Annotated in this window: 16 protein-coding genes; 8 read left to right on the top strand and 8 right to left on the bottom strand. The window is 72.7% G+C overall.

What is annotated here, in order from left to right; translation table 11 throughout:
• Positions 1–143: 143 nt before the first annotated feature.
• Positions 144–395, bottom strand: a complete 252-nt coding sequence (locus ABEB09_RS00975; protein WP_345686089.1) for a hypothetical protein — start codon at positions 393–395, stop codon at positions 144–146.
• 345 nt (positions 396–740) lie between these two features.
• On the opposite strand from ABEB09_RS00975, the gene ABEB09_RS00970 reads away from it, so the two are divergent.
• The 3 genes from ABEB09_RS00970 to ABEB09_RS00960 all read left to right on the top strand — a co-directional run bounded on the left by ABEB09_RS00970 (position 741) and on the right by ABEB09_RS00960 (position 4,773).
• Positions 741–1,931, top strand: a complete 1,191-nt coding sequence (locus tag ABEB09_RS00970) for a carbohydrate kinase family protein (protein ID WP_345686087.1) — start codon at positions 741–743, stop codon at positions 1,929–1,931.
• Positions 1,932–2,047: 116 nt separating this feature from the next.
• Positions 2,048–4,210 (top strand): trehalose-6-phosphate synthase, encoded by a 2,163-nt coding sequence (locus ABEB09_RS00965; protein ID WP_345686085.1) that lies wholly within the window; start codon positions 2,048–2,050, stop codon positions 4,208–4,210.
• Positions 4,211–4,350: 140 nt separating this feature from the next.
• Positions 4,351–4,773, top strand: a complete 423-nt coding sequence (locus ABEB09_RS00960) for a DUF2690 domain-containing protein (protein WP_345686083.1) — start codon at positions 4,351–4,353, stop codon at positions 4,771–4,773.
• 55 nt (positions 4,774–4,828) lie between these two features.
• On the opposite strand, the gene ABEB09_RS00955 is transcribed toward ABEB09_RS00960, so the two are convergent.
• The 4 genes from ABEB09_RS00955 to ABEB09_RS00940 all read right to left on the bottom strand — a co-directional run bounded on the left by ABEB09_RS00955 (position 4,829) and on the right by ABEB09_RS00940 (position 9,107).
• Complete coding sequence (locus ABEB09_RS00955; protein ID WP_345686081.1) at positions 4,829–5,440, bottom strand: dihydrofolate reductase family protein; 612 nt, start codon at positions 5,438–5,440, stop codon at positions 4,829–4,831.
• Positions 5,441–5,576: 136 nt separating this feature from the next.
• On the bottom strand, positions 5,577–7,328 hold the full coding sequence (locus ABEB09_RS00950; protein ID WP_345686079.1) for an RCC1 domain-containing protein: 1,752 nt from the start codon (positions 7,326–7,328) through the stop codon (positions 5,577–5,579).
• Between the two features lie 37 nt (positions 7,329–7,365).
• Complete coding sequence (locus tag ABEB09_RS00945) at positions 7,366–8,337, bottom strand: CARDB domain-containing protein (RefSeq protein WP_345686077.1); 972 nt, start codon at positions 8,335–8,337, stop codon at positions 7,366–7,368.
• The gene (locus ABEB09_RS00940) at positions 8,334–9,107 is read right to left on the bottom strand and encodes an RCC1 domain-containing protein (protein WP_345686075.1); all 774 of its coding nucleotides are present in this window, start codon (positions 9,105–9,107) and stop codon (positions 8,334–8,336) included. Before ABEB09_RS00940 ends, ABEB09_RS00945 begins: the two co-directional genes overlap by 4 nt.
• 331 nt (positions 9,108–9,438) lie before the next feature.
• Here ABEB09_RS00940 and ABEB09_RS00935 point away from each other — a divergent pair, with 331 nt between their 5' ends.
• The 3 genes from ABEB09_RS00935 to ABEB09_RS00925 all read left to right on the top strand — a co-directional run bounded on the left by ABEB09_RS00935 (position 9,439) and on the right by ABEB09_RS00925 (position 11,685).
• Entirely contained in the window at positions 9,439–10,362 is a 924-nt protein-coding gene (locus tag ABEB09_RS00935) for a hypothetical protein (protein WP_345686073.1), read from the top strand.
• A 154-nt stretch (positions 10,363–10,516) separates the two neighbouring features.
• On the top strand, positions 10,517–11,005 hold the full coding sequence (locus tag ABEB09_RS00930; protein ID WP_345686071.1) for a hypothetical protein: 489 nt from the start codon (positions 10,517–10,519) through the stop codon (positions 11,003–11,005).
• Positions 11,006–11,406: 401 nt separating this feature from the next.
• Positions 11,407–11,685, top strand: a complete 279-nt coding sequence (locus tag ABEB09_RS00925; protein WP_345686069.1) for a hypothetical protein — start codon at positions 11,407–11,409, stop codon at positions 11,683–11,685.
• A 45-nt stretch (positions 11,686–11,730) separates the two neighbouring features.
• On the opposite strand, the gene ABEB09_RS34815 is transcribed toward ABEB09_RS00925, so the two are convergent.
• Entirely contained in the window at positions 11,731–11,913 is a 183-nt protein-coding gene (locus tag ABEB09_RS34815; protein WP_380841741.1) for a hypothetical protein, read from the bottom strand.
• Between ABEB09_RS34815 and ABEB09_RS00920 the strand changes: the two genes are divergently transcribed.
• Positions 11,867–11,995, top strand: coding sequence for a hypothetical protein (locus ABEB09_RS00920; protein WP_345686067.1), 129 nt, complete (start codon positions 11,867–11,869; stop codon positions 11,993–11,995). The two genes, ABEB09_RS34815 and ABEB09_RS00920, sit on opposite strands and share 47 nt — an antisense overlap.
• A 16-nt stretch (positions 11,996–12,011) precedes the next feature.
• Here ABEB09_RS00920 and ABEB09_RS00915 read toward each other — a convergent pair whose 3' ends face one another.
• Positions 12,012–13,784, bottom strand: a complete 1,773-nt coding sequence (locus ABEB09_RS00915) for an ABC-F family ATP-binding cassette domain-containing protein (protein WP_345693803.1) — start codon at positions 13,782–13,784, stop codon at positions 12,012–12,014.
• A 487-nt stretch (positions 13,785–14,271) separates the two neighbouring features.
• Between ABEB09_RS00915 and ABEB09_RS00910 the strand changes: the two genes are divergently transcribed.
• Entirely contained in the window at positions 14,272–15,045 is a 774-nt protein-coding gene (locus ABEB09_RS00910; RefSeq protein WP_345686065.1) for a class I SAM-dependent methyltransferase, read from the top strand.
• 118 nt (positions 15,046–15,163) lie between these two features.
• Here ABEB09_RS00910 and ABEB09_RS00905 read toward each other — a convergent pair whose 3' ends face one another.
• Positions 15,164–16,390 carry a serine hydrolase domain-containing protein gene (locus ABEB09_RS00905; RefSeq protein ID WP_345686063.1) on the bottom strand — a complete coding sequence of 409 codons (1,227 nt, stop codon included), beginning with the start codon at positions 16,388–16,390 and terminating at the stop codon, positions 15,164–15,166.
• Positions 16,391–17,532: the final 1,142 nt, after the last annotated feature.

Below are 17,532 nucleotides of genomic sequence, written 5' to 3'. Positions count from 1 at the left end.
CGCCGCAGGTCGGACACGTCCGCACTGACCTGCGGTGACGCCGCGTCGCGTGCCGTTTGCCGGTGGGTGGGACCGACCGGCCGGCGCGTGGCCGATCCGGTCCAGGATCCCCGTCCCGCCCTGGGCGCGTTCCGGCGCCGGCTTCACCAGGCCGGGTCGTGGGTCATCGGATCGATGGCGATCGGCTCGTCCGGGGGGCCGGTGGGCGCGGCGGCCGCCGGCCCCGCGACCCCCGTCGTGTCCGGGTGCGGCCGGCTCCGCTGGATGGTGCGGAGCGCTTCGCCGAGGCGGACGGTAGGGCCGTCGTCGCTCTCCAGGAGGCAGGCGATCAGCCCCTGAGGCGCGTTGAGCGCGGCTGCCACCAGCTCGTCGACTGCGGGATCGGCCTCGGGCACAGGACCTCCAGGATGGCGGCGGAGCAACTCACGGGACGCCTCGGCGGCGCGGCCACCACAGTGACCGGTCAGGCCGTCTCATGACGTCGGGACACAGCCGCAGGCCGTGGACTCTCACTCGATGTCATGCCCTGCGGGCACTCGCACGGTCCCTTTTCCCCGCACCCCGCCGGAAAATGTCGGCGCGTCCACCTGTCCCCGTCATGGGGGCGCCGAGGCCGCCCGGTCCGATGACGCCGATACGGCCGGCGATCCGTCACCCTTGAGCCATTGACCTGCCGCCCTCAGGCCATCACGCCGCAATGTTGACTGACAGTGCCTCAGTGATTGCCTACAGTGCGGACCATGACGCATGAGCCACGCCCCCCGCAGGTTCCCGCCGAGGCGGAAGGCGGTGGCGGCGGGCACATGACGCGGGGGTCGGTCCTGGTGGTCGGGGCGTACTCGGTCGATCTCGTGCTGCGCGAACTGGCGGGACCGGTGGCGTTCGGCGCGGAGGTCTGGGCCGGCGACCTGGGGATGGTGCCCGGTGGGGCCTTCACTCCGGCCATGGGCCTGCGGCGGCTCGGCCGCGAGGTGGTGTGGGCCGCCGACTTCGGAACCGACGTGTTCAGCCAGGAGGTCCTGGCCGCCGCTCGCGCCGAGGGCATCGACGAGCGGGGCTTCCGCCACCATCCCGGACCCGTGCGGAACGTCACGGTGGCCCTGTCGCAGCCGCAGGACAGAGCGATGATCGCGTACGAGGACCCGGTGACCGCAAGGCCCCTGGCCGAGCTGATCGACGCCTTCCGCCCGGCAGCCCTGATGCTCCCGTTCCTCCAGTACGGCCCCGGGGTGTCGGCGGCGCTGGACGTGGCCTCCCGGTGCGGGACGCGCGTTTTCATGGACTGCCAGGACTACGCCGGCCACCTCGGCATGCCCGAGGTGCGCGAAGTCCTGGCGAAGGTGGACGTCTTCGCGCCCAACGAGCCGGAGGCGCTACGGATCACCGGAGCAGCCGACGCCCAGGAGGCGCTCGACGTGCTGGCCGCGCTGGTGCCCACGGTGATCGTCAAGCGGGGCTCCGCGGGTGCGATCGCCGCGGCCGGCTCCGTCCGGGCGGCGCGGACGGCACCACGCGTACCAGTCGTGGACACCACCGGTGCGGGGGACTGCTTCAACGTCGGCTTCCTGCACCGGTGGCTGGACGACGCCCCTCTCGCCGACTGCCTGTCCGCGGGCATCGCCTGCGGTACGGCGTCGGTCACCGGACCCGGCTCCAGCACGGCCCTCGACGCGAGCGGGCTGAGGGCGTGGCTCCAACGCCGGGAGACGGAGACGGAGACGGAGATGGGGAGGGAGACGGAAACGGAAACGGAGACGGGGAGGGAGACGGCCGGACGGCTGCCGGGCGACGAAGGCCCGCGTGATGGCAGGCGGCGGGACGGCGATGCGACCCCGGGCACGTCCCCCGGGCCGGGCAAGATCGTGGTGGCGGCCGTGCCCGACGTCTCCGGCGCCGCCCACGGGCGCGAGGGCAGGCCGGCCCTCGACTGACCGGGCACCGGCCCGGCCGAGAACCCGTCCCCACACCACGTTCCCCCATCACCCCCACGCACCGGCCCGACACCACACCCCCGCGCCCATCCCACCCCCCACGCACAGGGAGATCGATGGCCAACAAGCCGTCCCCCGCTCTGTACCGCCGGCCCGCGGCCCCGGAGGCCCCGACCATGGGTGGCCGTGTACTGGTCTCCGACCTTGACGGCACCCTCCTGGGCGGTGACGAGAGCGCCCGGCGGCGGCTGCGCCGGGCCCTGGAACGCCACCCCGCCATCACCGTCGTCTTCGCCACCGGCCGTTCCCTGGCGTCCGTCCGCACGATCCTGGAGCGCGACCCGCTCGTGCCCGCGCCGCGCTGGATCGTCGCCGACGTCGGGGCGAGCGTCGTCGACGCCGTCGGCCTGCGCCATGCCGATGCCTTGGAGGCCCGGCTGCGGGCGGGGTGGCCGGGCGCCGACCGGGTGCGTTCGGCCCTGCGACGCTTCCCGGAACTCGTCTACCAGGAGGGCGTCGTCCAGGACGGCCGATGCTCCTTCTTCCTGTCGCCCGAGCACCTGACGGACGACCTCAAGGCCGCCGTGGCGGAGCTGGGATGCTCCTGGACGTACTCGGCGGGCTGCTACTTCGACGTCCTGCCCGAGCACGCCGGCAAGGGGCCGGCCGTGCGGGAACTCGCCCGTATGCTCGGCTGGAGGCCCTCCGCACTGCTCGTGGCCGGCGACTCCCTGAACGATCTGTCGCTCTTCGGCCTGGGCGCCCATGGGGTGATCATGGGCAACGCCGAGCCGGCCCTGTCCGCCGGCGTACCGGCCGGAGCACGCGTGCACCGTCCCGCTCTCGACGGCGCGGCGGCCATCCTCTCCGCCCTGGAACACCTCGGCTGGATTCCCCGGCCCTCACCCGTGGTCATCGGCTACCACCGTCCACCCCTGCACTGGTCCCACGGCCGGTGGCGGTCCCCGGCCAGCCCCAACGGCATCCTGCCCACACTCACCTCCGCCCTGGACCCGCGCGCCGGTCGCCTGGACGCCGTGTGGGCCGCCGCCCTCGTCACGGAGCCGGCAACCGTCGCCGGCCCGAACGACACCGGCTCCGACGCCACCCGCCCCGTACTCCCCGACCCGCCCACCGCGCTGCCACTGGCTCTGCTGCCCGTGTCACCCGAGACCTGGGCGGGCTACTTCCACGGCGCCTGCAAGGAGACGCTGTGGCCCGCGCTGATGTCCATGCCCGGGCTGATCCGCCACGACCCGGGCCACTGGGCCCACTTCGAGGCCGTCAACGCCGCCTTCGCCGACCACATCGACGACCACGCCGCCCCCGGGGCAACGGTCTGGCTGCACGACTACAACCTGTGGCTGGTGCCCGGCCTCCTCCGGCCGCGCCGGCCCGACCTGCGCATCGGCCTCTTCCACCACACGCCCTTCCCGCCGCCCGACACGTTCCGCCGGCTCCCGGCGTCCGAGCAGCTGCGCGCCTCGCTCGCCCAGCTCGACTGGGCCGGCTTCCACACCGCTCCCTACGCAGAGAACTTCCGGCGACTGCTGGCCGGGGCACCGCGAGTGCCGCACACCGGAGTGCACCCGCTGGGCATCGACCGCCACGCCGTCGAGGCACGCGCCCGCGCCCGTACCCGCGCCGCCGCATGCCCCGCCGACGGCGACGACGTGCTGGTGCTCTCCGTCGAACGCCTCGACTACGCCAAGGCGCCCGTCCACAAGGTCCGCGCCCTCGCCGCGCTCCTCGACCGGGAGCCGGCGCTGCGGGGCCGGCTCCGCTTCCGGCTGATCTGCCCGCCCCCCGAGCCCGGCATCCGCGCGTACGACACGACCCGCGCCGAGCTGGAGGAGACGATCAGGCAGCTCAACTCCCGCTGGCGCGCGGCGGGCCGGCAGCCCGTCGACTACATTCCGCGATCACTGCCCTTTCCCCGGATCGTCGACCACTACCTGGCGGCGGACGTCTTCTGGGTGACCTCCCTCGCCGACGGGATGAACCTCACCGCGCAGGAATACGTCGCCTCGCTGGCCGCGACCGGACGCAGCGGAGCACTCGTACTGTCCCGGCACGCCGGAGTCGCCGAACATCTGCACGACGCCGCCCTCCTGACGGACCCGGGCTCCCTGGAGGACCTCGTCGACACCCTCCACCGGGCCGTGACCATGACGCCCGACGAACGCCGGAACCACACCACCCGCCTCGCGGCCCGCCTCACCACACCCACCCCGGACACCTGGGCCCACACCATCCTCTCCGCGATCCGCCGCACCTAGCTGTTCGCTTCATCTCCCGGGCGCAACGGCGCAGTTCAGGGAAAAGCCGCGTATATGATCATGATCGCGCCCCGATCGGGGCGTCACGACCACGCCCGTGCCGCCCGACCAGCGGCGCGGGCCGCCCATCGGGGATGAACATGATCAAGAAGGTGCTCGGTACCACGCTCGCCGCTTTCGCCCTCGCCGCCCTGCTCCCGGCCGGCGCCGCCCAGGCCGCCACCTGCAAGGGATCCTCCTGCCTCGGCAAGAACCCGCAGACCGCCGGCTGTGGCGCCGACGCCGTCACCCTGAAGGGCTCCGCGATCCGGCCGGCGGGTGGCGGGCCCGCGGCCGTGATCCGTAACTCGTCGACCTGCGGCGCCGCCTGGGCCCGTATCGAGAAGGCCAACTCCGCTTGGCGCTTCAAGATCGAGATCAAGGGCGGGAAGTCCTACCTGGCGAACGCGAACCCCAACCACGAGGCGTACACCCTCATGGTGCCGAGCAGCACCGCCTATCGCACCTGCGTCGAGATCTACGACGGCGCCGGCGGCTCCTGGTCCTGCACCAAGTGGTTCTGACGCACCCGTCGCGCTGTCCGGCACCGTGCCGGCCGGCACCGCTCCCTTCGCGTGTTCATGCGTACCGCACCCGGTAACGCAGATGCGTCACGTCCTTGCCCTCGGCGATGGCGACGGGACCCTCCAGCTCGTACGGCGCGCCCTTGAGGTCCGTGAAGAACGGTGTCCCGCCGCCGAGCAGCACGGGGACCAGGTCGATGCCGACCTCGTCGAGCAGCCGGGCGTCGAGGCACTGCTGGGCGATGGTGCCGGCGTTGACGACGACGTTCTTGTCCCCGGCGAGCTCACGGGCCAGCGCGACGGCCCGCTCGATGCCCTCGGTGCCGCCTTCCGTGACGAAGTGGAACGGTGCTCCTTCACGGGGCCAGCCGTCCGGCACGGAGTGCGTGACCACGACGACCGGCACGCCCATCGGATGGTCGCCGCCCCACCCCTGCGTGATGTCGAACAGCTTCCGCCCCACGACGAGCGCCCCGGTCTCCGCGATGAGGCGCCGCCAGTGGGTGGCGCTCACCTCGGTGAGGTGGAAGGTCAGCTCGGGGTGCGTGGTCTCGACGGTGATGTCGCCGTTCTCGTACCACTTGAACAGCTTGTCGAAGCCGGTTTCGCCGGGTCCGGAGATGTAGCCGTCGAGGGACATGCTCGCGCCGGTGCAGACCTTGGCCATGGCTTGCTCGCTCCTTCGTGGGTCGGGTGAAGGGTGGACCGGCGGCGGGGGCGGAACTCATCGGTGCCGACCGCGACACCGCGTGCTCCCGGTCGCGGCGATCACCGCTGCGACCGGGAGCACGTCAGGGACGGGTCTAGCCGACCGGCGTCTGAAGGGTCGCCGTGTTGTTGACCGTCTTCGGGTCGGGCGTCGTGCTGCTGACCGTCGCCGTGTTGGTCACCGTGCCGCCCGCCGCGGCCCTGACCGTGACCACGATCCGGGCGGTGGCCTGCCCGTTGGCCCCCATCGTGCCGATCCTGCACGTCACGGTGTCGGAGGACCCCACGGGCGGGACGACGCAACTGCCCCTACTGGGATTCGCGCTGACGAACTCGGCGTTCGGCGGCAACGTGTCGTCGAACTCGACGTCCTCGGCGTTGTCCGGCCCGTTGTTGCGCACCGTGACCGTGTAGGTCAGCGTGCCTCCAGGGGCGACGGTGGCGGGAGTCGCGCTCAGCGCGATGCTGACATCGGCACGGGGCGCGGCGACGGCCACACTGTGGCTGGGGCCCGCCGCGATGGCCGTCACCCCGCTCAGCGAAGCGCCGCAGGGTGAGCTCAGCCCGAAGGCGCAGACCTTCACCGGCGTGGACCTGTTGGTCGTCGTACCGTCACCGAGCTGGCCCTCGAAGTTGCTTCCCCAGGCGCGGGCCAGGCCACTGGCCACCGCCAGGCTGTGGCCGACGCCGCCGGTGACGGAGGTGACACCGGTGAGCGGGTTGGCGGTGCAGTCGGTCGCTCCGACGGCGCAGACGTGCACCGGCGTCGTTCTCTGGTTGCCGCTCGTGCCGTCGCCGAGCTGGCCCGCGAAGTTCCCGCCCCAGCTGCGCACCGTGCGGTCGGACAGCACCGCCAGGCTGTGGGAGAAGCCGGCGTCGATGCTGCTGACACCGGTGAGCGGGTTGGCGGCACAGTCGGTGGCCCCCACGGCGCAGACCGCGACCGGCAGGGTTCTGCCGGTGGTCGTGCCGTCGCCGAGCTGGCCGTTGCTGTTGGAGCCCCAGGCGCGGGCCGTGCCGTCGGACAGTACGGCCAGACTGTGGCTGGCCCCGGCGGCGATGTCGATGGCATTCTCCGGGCCCACCACGAGACCGGGCCTGTTCCTCTGGGTGCCGCTCGCGCCGTCACCCAGCTGGCCCAGGCCGTTGTTCCCCCAGCTCGCGATCAGACCGCTGGACATCAGGGCCAGACTGTGGGCCTCGCCGGCGGCGAGACGGCTGACCCCGGTGAGGGGGTCGGCGGCGCAGTCGGTCGCTCCCGTGTCGCAGACCGGCGAGGGCACGCTCCGGAACTCGCTGGTCGTGTTGTCACCGAGTTCGCCGTTGAGGTTGGAACCCCACGACACCACCGTGCCGTCCGCGCGCAACGCCAGGCTGAAACTGCCGCCGGCGGCGACAGCGGTCACCCCGGTGAGGAAGGTGTCGCAGGGAGCCGTCTCGCCGACCGCGCAGACCTGCACGGGACTGCTTCTCTCGATGGTGGTGCCGTCCCCGAGCTTGCCGCCGAAGTTGATGCCCCAGGCCCACACCGTGCCGTCCGCGCGCAGGGCCAGGCTGTGTTCGCCCCCGGCGGCCACAGCCACCACGCGGTCCAGGGGCGAGGTGCACGGAGCGGCACCGCATACCCGGACCGGGGTGGTGCTGCGGCGGATCGCGTTGCCGCCGTCGCCGAGCTGGCCCTGCCTGTTGGTCCCCCAGCTGAACGCACTGCCGGGGTTGCCGGGCCGCCCTTCGGCGGCCTGAGCGCTCGGCGACGTCCATGGGGCAGCACCGCCCCACAGCAGGGCCGCCACGCCGGCGGCCAGGACCCGTCTCCTCCGAGACCGGTCACCCCACACACTTCTCATGATCATCCTCTCGTACGCATACCCGGCTCCCCGGACGTCAGCTGACGGGGGTCCTGATGGTCGCGGTGTTGTCGGCCTGGTCCGGGTCGGGCGTGCTGCTGGTCACCGTCGCCGTGTTGGTGACCGTGCCGCCCGCGGGCGCCCTGACCGTGACGACGATCTGCGTGGTGGCCTGTGAGGTGTTCGCGAGGGTGCCGAGCGAGCACCTGACGGTGTCGGTCGACCCCACCGGCGGGACGGTGCAACTGCCCCGGCTGGGAGTGGCGCTCACGAACCTGCCCTCGGCGGGCAGCGTGTCCCTGAGCACCACGTTCTCGGCGTTGCTCGGCCCGTCATTGCGCACCGTGACCGTGTAGGTGAGCGTTTCCCCGGGGGCCACGGGCTCCGGGCTCGCACTCAGCGCGATGCTGAGGTCGGCGCTCGGCCGGGAGACGGCCACGCTGTGGACGAGGCCGGTGCCGATGGCGGTCACCCCGTCCAGCGACGACCCGCAGGGCGCGGTCCGCCCGAACCCGCAGACCTTCACCGGCGTGGTCCGCCGGGTCGTCGTACCGTCCCCCAGCTGGCCCTCCTCGTTGCGCCCCCAGCTGCGGGCCGTGCCACTGGACACCGCGACGCTGTGGAGCCCGCCGCCGGCGACGGAGGTCACCCCGGTCAGCGGGTTCGCGGCACAGCTGCTCTGCCCCACTCCGCAGACGGTGACGGGTGTCGTCCTCTGGGTGGTCGTGCCGTCGCCCAGCTGACCGGATCCGTTGCCGCCCCAGCTGCGGGCGGTGCGGTCGGCCAGCGCCGCCAGACTGTGCAGGCTGCCGGCGGAGAGGTCGCGCACCCCGGTCAGCGGGTTCGCGGCACAGTCGCTCTGCCCCACTCCGCAGACGGTGACGGGCGTGGTCCGCTGCGTGGTCGTGCCGTCGCCCAGCTGACCGTTGGCGTTCCACCCCCAGGCGCGCGCGGTGCCGTCGGACAGCACCGCCAGGCTGTGGGAGAGACCGGCGGCGATGGCGGTCACCCCGAGGAGAGGCCCGAGACGGTGCCCGGTGTGTCGCGCGAGTCGGTTGTGTCGTCCCCCAGTTGGCCGTTGCTGTTGAGTCCCCAGCTGCGCACGCTGCCATCGGACTGCAGAGCCAAGCTGTGGTTGCCGCCCGCGGCGACGGCGATCACCCCCGCGAGGGGAAAGGTGTCGCAGTCGGCCTCCGTGAAGGCGCAGACCTGCACAGGTGTGCCGCGCAACGTGGTGGTGTCGTCCCCCAGCTGGCCGGAGGCGTTCACTCCCCAGGCCACGACGGTGCCGTCCGCCATCAGTGCCAGGCTGTGCGCGCCGCCGGCGGCGACAGCGGTCACACCGGTCAGGAAGGCGCCGCACGGGGCGGTCTCCCCCCGGGCGCACACCCGCACCGGCGTGGTGCGGTCGGTCGTCGAGCCGTCGCCCAGCTGCCCCAGGCCGTTCCAGCCCCAGGACCACACCGAGCCGTCGGCACGCAGCGCCACGGTGTGCTGATCGCCTGCCGCCACGGCGACCACCCGGTCCAGCGGTGACGTGCACGGCGCGGCCCCGCACACCCGGACAGGAGTGGCGCTCTGCCCCGACGTGGCGCCGTCGCCCAGCTCGCCGCGGATGTTCGTCCCCCAGGCGAGCGCGGTCCCGGCGGGGCCGGGCCGTCCTTCGGCCGCCTGAGCGCCCGGCGACGCCCCCGGGGAAAGGCCGCTCCACAACGCGGCCGCCACAGCGACGGCCAGGCCCCGTCTCCAGGGAGACCGGTCACGCACCACACGTCTCATGATCATCCTCTCGCGCGGAACCCTCGGCTCGGTTCGGCTGGACCCCGCTCGGTCCGGATCGGCGGATTCCGTCGGCCACCTGCCGCAGACGAATCCTTGATCGGAGGAATGCACCGCGCACGCCCACGAGCCATTCGGCTGATCCGGCTTCACCCGGGGCGCCCACCAGCCCCACGAGCGCCGGAAGTCCGGCAGCCCAGCGCCCGCACGGGAGGGGCACGTCACCTCCGGACGGCCCGCTCCTGATATCTGTCAGGGCCGTCCGCCGCCCCCGGTCCGTAGCGTCAGTGGTGCAAGAGACACCGCACCGGCGCCACGGGGGAGCATCGGTATGACGTTCACGCGGGCCGCGGCGGGCCCGGTCCTCGCCGCCGCGTTGATGCTGCTGACCGGCTGCTCGGGCACCGGGCAGCGGGCCGCGGGCGCGCCCGCGGCCACGTCGGCGGCCGTGGCACCGCGGCCGCTGACGGAGGCGGAGCAGCTGCGCGTCACGGACGCGCAGCAGCGGCTCATCCAGCGGTGCATGGCCCGCCACGGCTTCTCGTACTGGCCGGTCGGACAGACGTCCCTGGAGGAGAGCCGTACCCACGGCTACGTCTCCGACGATGTCACCTGGGCCGGCAAGCACGGTTACGGCGGTCTCATCCGTACGAAGGAGGAGCGGGCCCGGCGCACCAACCCCAACATCGCCCACCGCCAGGGCCTGACCCCCGAGCGCCGCGCCGCCTACGACAAGGCCCTGGACCAGGGCGTCGACGCACCCGTCCTCACGGCGGAGCTGCCCGGCGGCGGCACGGTCCGCAAGCGGGTCGGCGGCTGCGTCGCCGACGCCGAGCGGCAGCTGTACGGGGACCCGCAGGTCTGGTTCCGCGCCGAGAAGACCGCGATGAGCCTCCAGCCGCTGTACGTCCCGAAGATCATCGCCGATCCGGGGTTCCAGAAGGCCCTCAGCGCCTGGAAGCAGTGCATGAAGCGGGCAGGCCACCCGTACCCGGACCCGCCCGCGGCCCGCAGGGCGGCCGAGCAGCGGGCCGCCCGCACCACGCCGGAGAAGGCGTTCCCGGCCGAGCGGGAACTCGCCGTCGCCGACGCCGGCTGCGCCCGGCGCAGCTCGCTGCGGACCGTCGGCAAGGAACGCGAGGCGCACTACGTCGCGCAACTGCGCGGCCAGTACGGCGAGGCCCTGGACACCTATGCCCGCCTGCGCCTGCGGGCCCTGGCGCGGGCGGCGGACGTCGTGGCGCCCCGCGCCTGAGAGCGCCCGGCACCACCGGACGGCCGGCTTCCGCCACCCACCGGGACGTTCGGGCACTGCGACGCGCCGGCACTCCGACGCGCGGGCCCCTACGGCAGCCCGGCACTTCGACCACCCCCCAGCACTCCGACACTTCGACATGAGGAGCGACACCATGCGCGTACGTACGTGGGGTACCGCCGTCGCGGCCCTGGGCCTGGCGGCCCTCGGCATCGCGGCCCCGGCCACCGCCCAGGCGGCGGCCCAGGGCGGGTACTGCGACGGCGAGTGGAACAGCCACGGCCGGGACGGCCTCGTCCGGGCCTGGGACGGCTACGACTGCACCGGCAACCTGCTCGGCGCGGACGTCGGCAACGACTACGCCTGGGGCGACAGCTCCGGTCAGTTCACGGGCGACGAGTACGCCCGGCCGAAGTCCGTCATGAACAGCGGCTACGTCGGCGGCAAGGACGTCGTGGCGTTCTACCGCACCAGCGGCTGGCGTTACGAGTACGGCTACGTGTGCCTGTCCCCGTACGAGCTGTACGCCGACGACCTGTCGGACAACTGGTACACCAACAACGGCGGCCTGGTCCTGAACAACATCGGCTCCCACCAGTGGGTGACCGCCTCGGCGTGCGCCGCGAACAGCTGGCTGACCTGATCTCCGGTCGCACATCCTGCGCAGGCCCGTCGGTTCCTTGCCGACGGGCCTGCCGCGCGTGGGCCCCTCTCGGTGCCGACGCGGGTGTTGTGCAAACATGACTGTCCATGATCAAGCGTGCGGGCGGTCGCGGGGGAGCCGGTGGGGAACGGAACGCCGGCTGGGCGGTATCCCTGGCGGCCCTGAGCCTGCTGACCGCGTCCGCATGTTCCGCGGGAGACACCCATCCCTGCACCCTGGCGGACGCAACCGCGGGGATCCGGGTCGATGTCGCTCCGCAACTGGCGAACACGGCGGCCGACGCGGCCCTGACGGTGTGCTGGGACGGCACATGCCACGACGGCACCCCGCAGGTGCGGCGGACCCGGCGGGAAGAGCCGGCGCCCCCGGGAAACCCCGTGATGACCACGGAATCCCCCACCACCACAGCAAGCCCGGCAGCGAGCACCCCCCACATCCCCTGGCCCACCCCCTGGCCGGGCTTCGTGGTCGTACGTGACCTGCCGGGCAAGCCGGTGCACGTCACCCTGGTGTTGACGGACGAGCAGGGTGCCACCGTGCTCGAACGACAGATCGGTATCACCCCGAAGCCGACCTATCCCAACGGCCGCAACTGCTCGCCGGGCGGCAACCAGGCGCGCCTGACCGTCACGGCGAAGGGCGTGCTGATCCCACGCTGACCGTGCCCCCAGCGCGGTGCGGGCGGCGCCGACGTGTCCACTGGCTCAGTCGCCGCCGCCGCCCCCGCCGCCGCAGGAGGATCCGCCTCCGCAGGAGAAGTCACCGCCCCCGCAGCCGAAGCCACCGCCGTCGCCACTGCCCCGACGCCTCTTCCTCTTCTTCTTCCGCGACCCGATGAGCATGATCACGATCAAGGCGAAGCCCGCGGTGAGCAGGAAGTCGGTCATGTCGTCCCCCATGGGTCTCGATCAGGCGATCACGGCGCGTCGCCTGCGTGACGACGATGCCCTCCAGGGCAGCGCCACCTGAACGGACTTGAGCGAGTTCAGAGCTTCGGCCGCCCGGGCACGCGTGGCGGAGCCACGGGGCGGCCGGCGACGAGGTGGAGGCGCTCGCCCGGAAAGGCCTCCCGCAGTACCCGGTCGTGGGTCACGAGGACGATCGCGCCGGGGTAGCGGGTCAGCGCCTCCTGGAACTCGTCGGTGAGTGCCGGGGCGATGTGGTTCGTCGGCTCGTCCAGGACGAGCAGGTCGGTGGGACGGGACACCAGCCGGGCCAGTTCGACCCGGCGGCGTTGACCGGCCGACAGACCGGCGGCCGGGATCAGCAGGTCCTCCGCGCGGAACAGCCCCATCGCGAGGAGCTCGTCCGCGTGCTCCTCCGCCGGTCCGGGCCGGCCGGCCGCGTATGCGGTCAGCAGGGTGGCCCCGGGGCCGGTGGGCAGCGGTGCCGGTTCCTGCGGGAGGTAACCGACCCGGGCCCGGACCCGGACATGGCCGGCGTCGGCCCGGCGCACGCCGGCGAGCAGCCGCAACAGTGTCGTCTTGCCGGCCCCGTTGGGCCCGGAGACCAGCAGGCGGCCACCGGCCGGTACCCGCAGCGCCGGCACCCGCAGCCGGTCCCCGACTCTTGCCCCGTCGACCTCGACCACGGGTGCAACCGCCACGGGCGGAACGGTCACCGGTACAACCGGCGCGGGCCGGATTCCCGCTTCCGACGCCCCGTCCGCGAGCGGCTCCGCCGGTCCCGTCCGCAACGTGGCGGTGAACCGGAGCGGTTGCGGGGGCGGCGGCACCGGATGGGCCCGCAGGTGTTCCAGTCGGGCCCGAGCGGCCCGGACCCGGCCGGACAGCTTGGCCTCGGAGGACCGCCGGTGCTTGCCGAAGCCCTGCCGGGGATCCTTCCCGGTGCTCGCGAGCCGGGTGCCGGCCGCGTCGACGAGGGCCTCGGCGCGGGCCGTCTCCTCCCGCCACTCGCGGTGCTCCTGGGCCAGCCGGAGCCGTTCGCTCTCGCGGGCGGCCCGGTAGCCGTCCCAGCCGTCGCCATAGCGGCGCACGGTCCGGGTGTCGGTGTCGACCTCCAGAATCGTCGTGGCGTACTCCCGTAGGAAGGCGCGGTCGTGGGTGACGACCACGACCGTGCCCCGGTGGGTGGCGAGCCGTCGGCGCAGCCACGCGACGGCGTCGATGTCGAGGTGGTTGGTCGGCTCGTCCAGGAGGAGGAGTTCGGCGCCCGAGCACAATGCTCCGGCCAGGGCCAGCCGCGAGCGTTCGCCGCCGGACAGGGTGCCGAGGGCCCGTTCCGGGACGATCCCGCCGATCCCCAGGCCGTCGAGGGCGGCGGCGACCCGCGCGTCCGCCTCGTAGCCACCCCGTTCGGCGAAGGTGTCCAACAGCTCGCCGTAACGGGCGAGTTCGTCGGCCGAGGCGTCGGTCAGGGTCTCCTCGGCGCGGCGCAGCTCGCGCTCCAGGGCACGCAGGTCGGCGAGGGCGGCGTCGATGGCGTCGCGGACGGTGGCCGTGTGCGGCAGGGCGGAGGTCTGGGCGAGGTGCGCGATCCCGCCGGGGGCGCGGAGCGTGATCTCCCCCTCGTCGGGGGTGTCGAGGCCGGCGAGGAGGCGGATCAGGGTGGATTTGCCGGACCCGTTCTCGCCGACGACGGCGACCCGTTCGCCGGGGCGGACGGTGAACGAAACCCGGTCGAGGACGCGGCGTGCCCCGAAGTCCTTGGAGAGGTCACGGACAGCGAGCTGGGACCGGCCGGCGCGGGAGTCGCCCGGTCGCGGGTCGTCCGCCGGGGCGACGGGGGCAGTCGGCATGGGGTCGGTGAGGGCCGACGAAGGGTGGTGGGCGCGAGCGCGCATGGTTCTTTCTTCCCTGACATGGGGGCGGCCGACCCGCACGGAGGGTGCGTCGGCAGCGATGGGCACGGGACATGTCGTGGGAACGCGAGGAGCCCCGGCGTACGGCACAGGGCGCGCGGCCGCCGTATGCCGGCCGCCGCGGGCTGGGCCCGAGAGACGTGATGCGACACGGTACCGGCCGCGAGATCAGCTGGACCGGTGTACCGACGCTCGTCCGGGAATCGGCGTGTTCCCCACCCCGGGAATCAGCGGAAGTAATAGAAGCTACCCATGCGCCCACCCTAACCAACCGACGCAGATCGATCATCCTATTTATGCGCACCGCGTTCCTCGGCGCGCACCCCTCGTACGGCTGCCGCCGTACGGGCCGCCCTCCGGTGCCACGTCACCGGTGGCCGAGGGCGCCCTGGTCCGGGAACGCGGCCTGCGCCATAGTCGAGGCATGACGCCGGACCTCCCCGTCCACGAACGGGCCCGGGCCTTCGACCGGGCCGCGCGCGCGTACGCCGCACACCGGCCGCGGTACCCCTCGGCCGTCTTCGACACCGTGGAGGAGTTCAGCGGACAGCCACTGGCCGGTGCCAGGGTGGCCGACGTGGGCACCGGGACCGGGATCGCCGCCCGGGAACTGCAGGAGCGCGGGGCCCGGGTGGTGGGGGTGGAGCCCGGCGCCGGGATGGCGGCGCAGTTCCGGCGCGAGCTGCCCGGAGTGCCCCTCGTGCGCGGGGACGGCAACCGGCTGCCCCTGGCCGACGGCTCCCTCGACCTCGTCACCTACGCCCAGTCCTGGCACTGGACCGACCCCGCCCACGCCGTCCCGTCCGCCCTGCGCGCCCTGCGCCCCGGGGGCGCGCTCGCGTTGTGGTGGACCGACCCCGACCCGTCCGTGCCGTGGGTCGCCGAGCAGCACGCCAGGATCGAGGAGCGGTTGGGCCCCGGCTGCTACATCTCCAACGTGGACACGCCGGCCGGGCTCGCCTGGAAGACACGTACGCTGCGCTGGTCGCGCCGGGTCACCATCGACGTCCACCTCGCGAAGCTGGCCACGCACTCGGCCTTCATCGTGCTCGGCGAGCCCGGCACCTCCACCTTCTTCGAGGCGGAGCGGAAGCACCTCGACCGGCACTTCCCCGATGGCGAGCTCGACGAGCCGTACGTGATCACCGTGGCGGTGGCCGTCCGACCCACCCGGTACGACTCCCACCCGGCGCGGTAGTCCGGTGTGCCCGCCGGGCCGCCGGGGCCTTGTTCCGGCAGTCCGGCTCGCCGCCGCTCCCGCGGAGGAGACGTCCGGCGGTCCGGCCCGGCCCGGTCTTCAGGGCGGCGCGAAGGCGCTACCGGCGCGTGAGGGTTTCCGCGAGCTGCCGTGCCGGAAGGGCCGTGTCGGTCCGGGCGGGGACCCTGCCGCAGAACTCCGCCTCGATCACGTTGACATAGAGCGAGGGGTCCCGCAGCCAGTCACCGTTGATGTTGAACGTGAGCTGGTGTTCCCCGTCCCGCGTGCCGACCATCGCGGACAGGGAGCCGTTCGTACGGCCGCTCTTGCCCACCACCTTCACGCCGCAGGACAGCTCCGCGAACTCGACTCCGAGCCCGTACCCGAATCCGTCCTCCGCCGGCACCTCGTCGAGCATCTCCTTCAGCTGAGCGGGGGGCAGCAACTCGCCGCGCATCAGCGCGCGGTGGAAGCGGTTGAGGTCCCCGCTGGTGGAGATGACGTCGCCGGCGGCACCCAGCCAGGTCATGTTCTGCTCGGTGGCATCGTGGATCTCGGCGTCCGGGGCGTCCTGGTGGAGCCGGGAGTACCCGACGGGGTGCGGCTTCGGCATCTGCGGTGCCGTGCCGGGGAACGACGTCCCCCGGAGCTTCAGCGGCCGGATGATACGGCGGGTGACCTCCTGACCGTACGAACGGCCCGTCGCCTTCTCGATGACCATCCCGGCGATGACGAAGTTGGTGTTCGAGTACGACGGCGTCCTCTGCGGATCGGGACGGGGCGGATACCTGAGGGCGATCGCCACCAGCTCCTCGGGCGTGTGGGTGTCGTACCGGTGCTCCGGAAAGCCGGGGCCGGCCGCGTTGTGCGCGAAGGCGGGGTCGTCGGTGTAGTTGGCGATGCCGCTGGTGTGGTTGAGGAGTTGGCGCAGAGTGATCTTGTTGCCGTCGTAGCCGTTGCCCTGGACCAGGCCGGGCAGCCAGGTCTCGACGGTGTCGTCCAGGCTCAGCTTCCCTTCCGCGTCCAGCTGGAGCAGAACGGTCGCGATGAACGTCTTGGTGATGCTGGCCCCACGGAAGTGGTCGCCGGCCGAACGCTGGCGGCCCGTGGCCGTGTCCGCGTGACCGGCCGAGCCGAACCACCGCCCTCTGCCGTCCTGGGTCTGGGCGGCCACTCCGGGCAGTCCCCCCTTGACGACCAGGTCACGCAGCGCCGTGCGGGTCGCTTCGTGCCCGTGTCCGTGCCCCGGCCGCGCCGCGTGTGCGGACGGGGCGAGCGTGGCCGCTCCCACGGTCACGGCCAGTGCCAGTGCGAGTAAGGCGGTGCGTGCGGACCGCTGCTGCATGGATGAAGCCCTCCGTTTACCCGGGGCCGGTGTGCCCCCTGTGAGGGGAGTGACGCCAGCGGGGAGTGCAGGGTTGTTCGAGCACGTGGCGAGGCCGAACGGAACTCGGGACGTGTTCTCGGACGGCCGACTCCGTCAGAACCTGACGTGCCATCGGCTCTGATGGGGGAGGGAGGAGGGAGCCTGAACGGCACGCCACTTCTCTACGGGCATGGTGTCCTCCGGTGAGGATCGGTGAATCGGCCGCATTGCCCGAGTCGTCGCTCGATAATCGCCTTATGGACAGCGGATGGCTTGTCATTCTGGCCGCGATCATTGTGGCCTTCGTCGTTCAATCCGCATTCGGCCCCGGGCCAAGCCGGGCGACTGCCACACCTGCCGTGGCCTGGGCTGGTACTCCGGTCCCGGTGCCAGCGACTTCGAACGCGTCACCTGCTGGAAATGCCGAGGTAGCGGTAAGCGCCGTTGAACGTGCGCCATTGATCGCGATATCCGAATCTCCCCACCAGGGTGCGCGGCCGGTTCTCGGAGTCGCTCGGCTTGGTTCTCCACGCAGGCCCGCGCTGACCTGCTGGCGGGCACCGCAAGGGAGTGCCGCCCGATAGCTGGTACGCATCAGGCAACGTTCCGCGACGTGCCGTCCGGTTGCTGCCACCATCAACCGGGGGGCCAGAGTGATGACGTGGCTGAACGTGTGCGGGTACGAGAGGTCGACGCGACCAAGAAGGCCCGCGTCGAGCAGCTCTACGCGATCGCCGACGGGCGACCTGCACCCGCCCGCACGGAGTGCGACACCTAATGCGGAACGAACACGCCGCCGACGAACGCCTAGACGAAGTCGTCAGCAGGGCGAACGTTGCCTGATCCATTCGTCGTCGCGGCACAGGCAGAAGGGGTGGCCGGCCGGGTCGAAGAGCACCCGAACGTTTTCCCGCGGCTGGAACTCCGGCTGGTCGCCGTCGGCCGGTGGCCACACCGCCCACCACATGCCGCCTGTTCGAGATCGCATGCGCGAGCCCATCCCGGGCCCCAAACACAACGATGCCGCAGCCCCAACCGTTAGGTCCGGAGCGGCTCGGCCCGCACGACACGACCGGGCGAGCGTTGCCTGACGCAGCACCAGAGCGTGTATCGAAGGCGCG

Origin of the sequence: Streptomyces coeruleoprunus (genome assembly GCF_039542925.1) — a bacterium.
Taxonomy (GTDB): Bacteria; Actinomycetota; Actinomycetes; order Streptomycetales; family Streptomycetaceae; genus Streptomyces; species Streptomyces coeruleoprunus.
Note: the sequence above shows the minus strand (reverse complement) of the source record. Positions and strands in the feature narration are given on the sequence as shown.

Bases quoted from the DNA above. Each gene is read 5' to 3' on its own strand.
- ABEB09_RS00970 (WP_345686087.1), top strand. From the start codon at position 741: ATGACGCATGAGCCACGCCCCCCGCAGGTTCCCGCCGAGGCGGAAGGC.
- ABEB09_RS00965 (WP_345686085.1), top strand. From the start codon at position 2,048: ATGGCCAACAAGCCGTCCCCCGCTCTGTACCGCCGGCCCGCGGCCCCG.
- ABEB09_RS00960 (WP_345686083.1), top strand. From the start codon at position 4,351: ATGATCAAGAAGGTGCTCGGTACCACGCTCGCCGCTTTCGCCCTCGCC.
- ABEB09_RS00955 (WP_345686081.1), bottom strand. From the start codon at position 5,440: ATGGCCAAGGTCTGCACCGGCGCGAGCATGTCCCTCGACGGCTACATC.
- ABEB09_RS00950 (WP_345686079.1), bottom strand. From the start codon at position 7,328: ATGAGAAGTGTGTGGGGTGACCGGTCTCGGAGGAGACGGGTCCTGGCC.
- ABEB09_RS00940 (WP_345686075.1), bottom strand. From the start codon at position 9,107: ATGAGACGTGTGGTGCGTGACCGGTCTCCCTGGAGACGGGGCCTGGCC.
- ABEB09_RS00935 (WP_345686073.1), top strand. From the start codon at position 9,439: ATGACGTTCACGCGGGCCGCGGCGGGCCCGGTCCTCGCCGCCGCGTTG.
- ABEB09_RS00930 (WP_345686071.1), top strand. From the start codon at position 10,517: ATGCGCGTACGTACGTGGGGTACCGCCGTCGCGGCCCTGGGCCTGGCG.
- ABEB09_RS00925 (WP_345686069.1), top strand. From the start codon at position 11,407: ATGACCACGGAATCCCCCACCACCACAGCAAGCCCGGCAGCGAGCACC.
- ABEB09_RS00920 (WP_345686067.1), top strand. From the start codon at position 11,867: ATGATCACGATCAAGGCGAAGCCCGCGGTGAGCAGGAAGTCGGTCATG.
- ABEB09_RS34815 (WP_380841741.1), bottom strand. From the start codon at position 11,913: ATGACCGACTTCCTGCTCACCGCGGGCTTCGCCTTGATCGTGATCATG.
- ABEB09_RS00915 (WP_345693803.1), bottom strand. From the start codon at position 13,784: ATGCCGACTGCCCCCGTCGCCCCGGCGGACGACCCGCGACCGGGCGAC.
- ABEB09_RS00910 (WP_345686065.1), top strand. From the start codon at position 14,272: ATGACGCCGGACCTCCCCGTCCACGAACGGGCCCGGGCCTTCGACCGG.
- ABEB09_RS00905 (WP_345686063.1), bottom strand. From the start codon at position 16,390: ATGCAGCAGCGGTCCGCACGCACCGCCTTACTCGCACTGGCACTGGCC.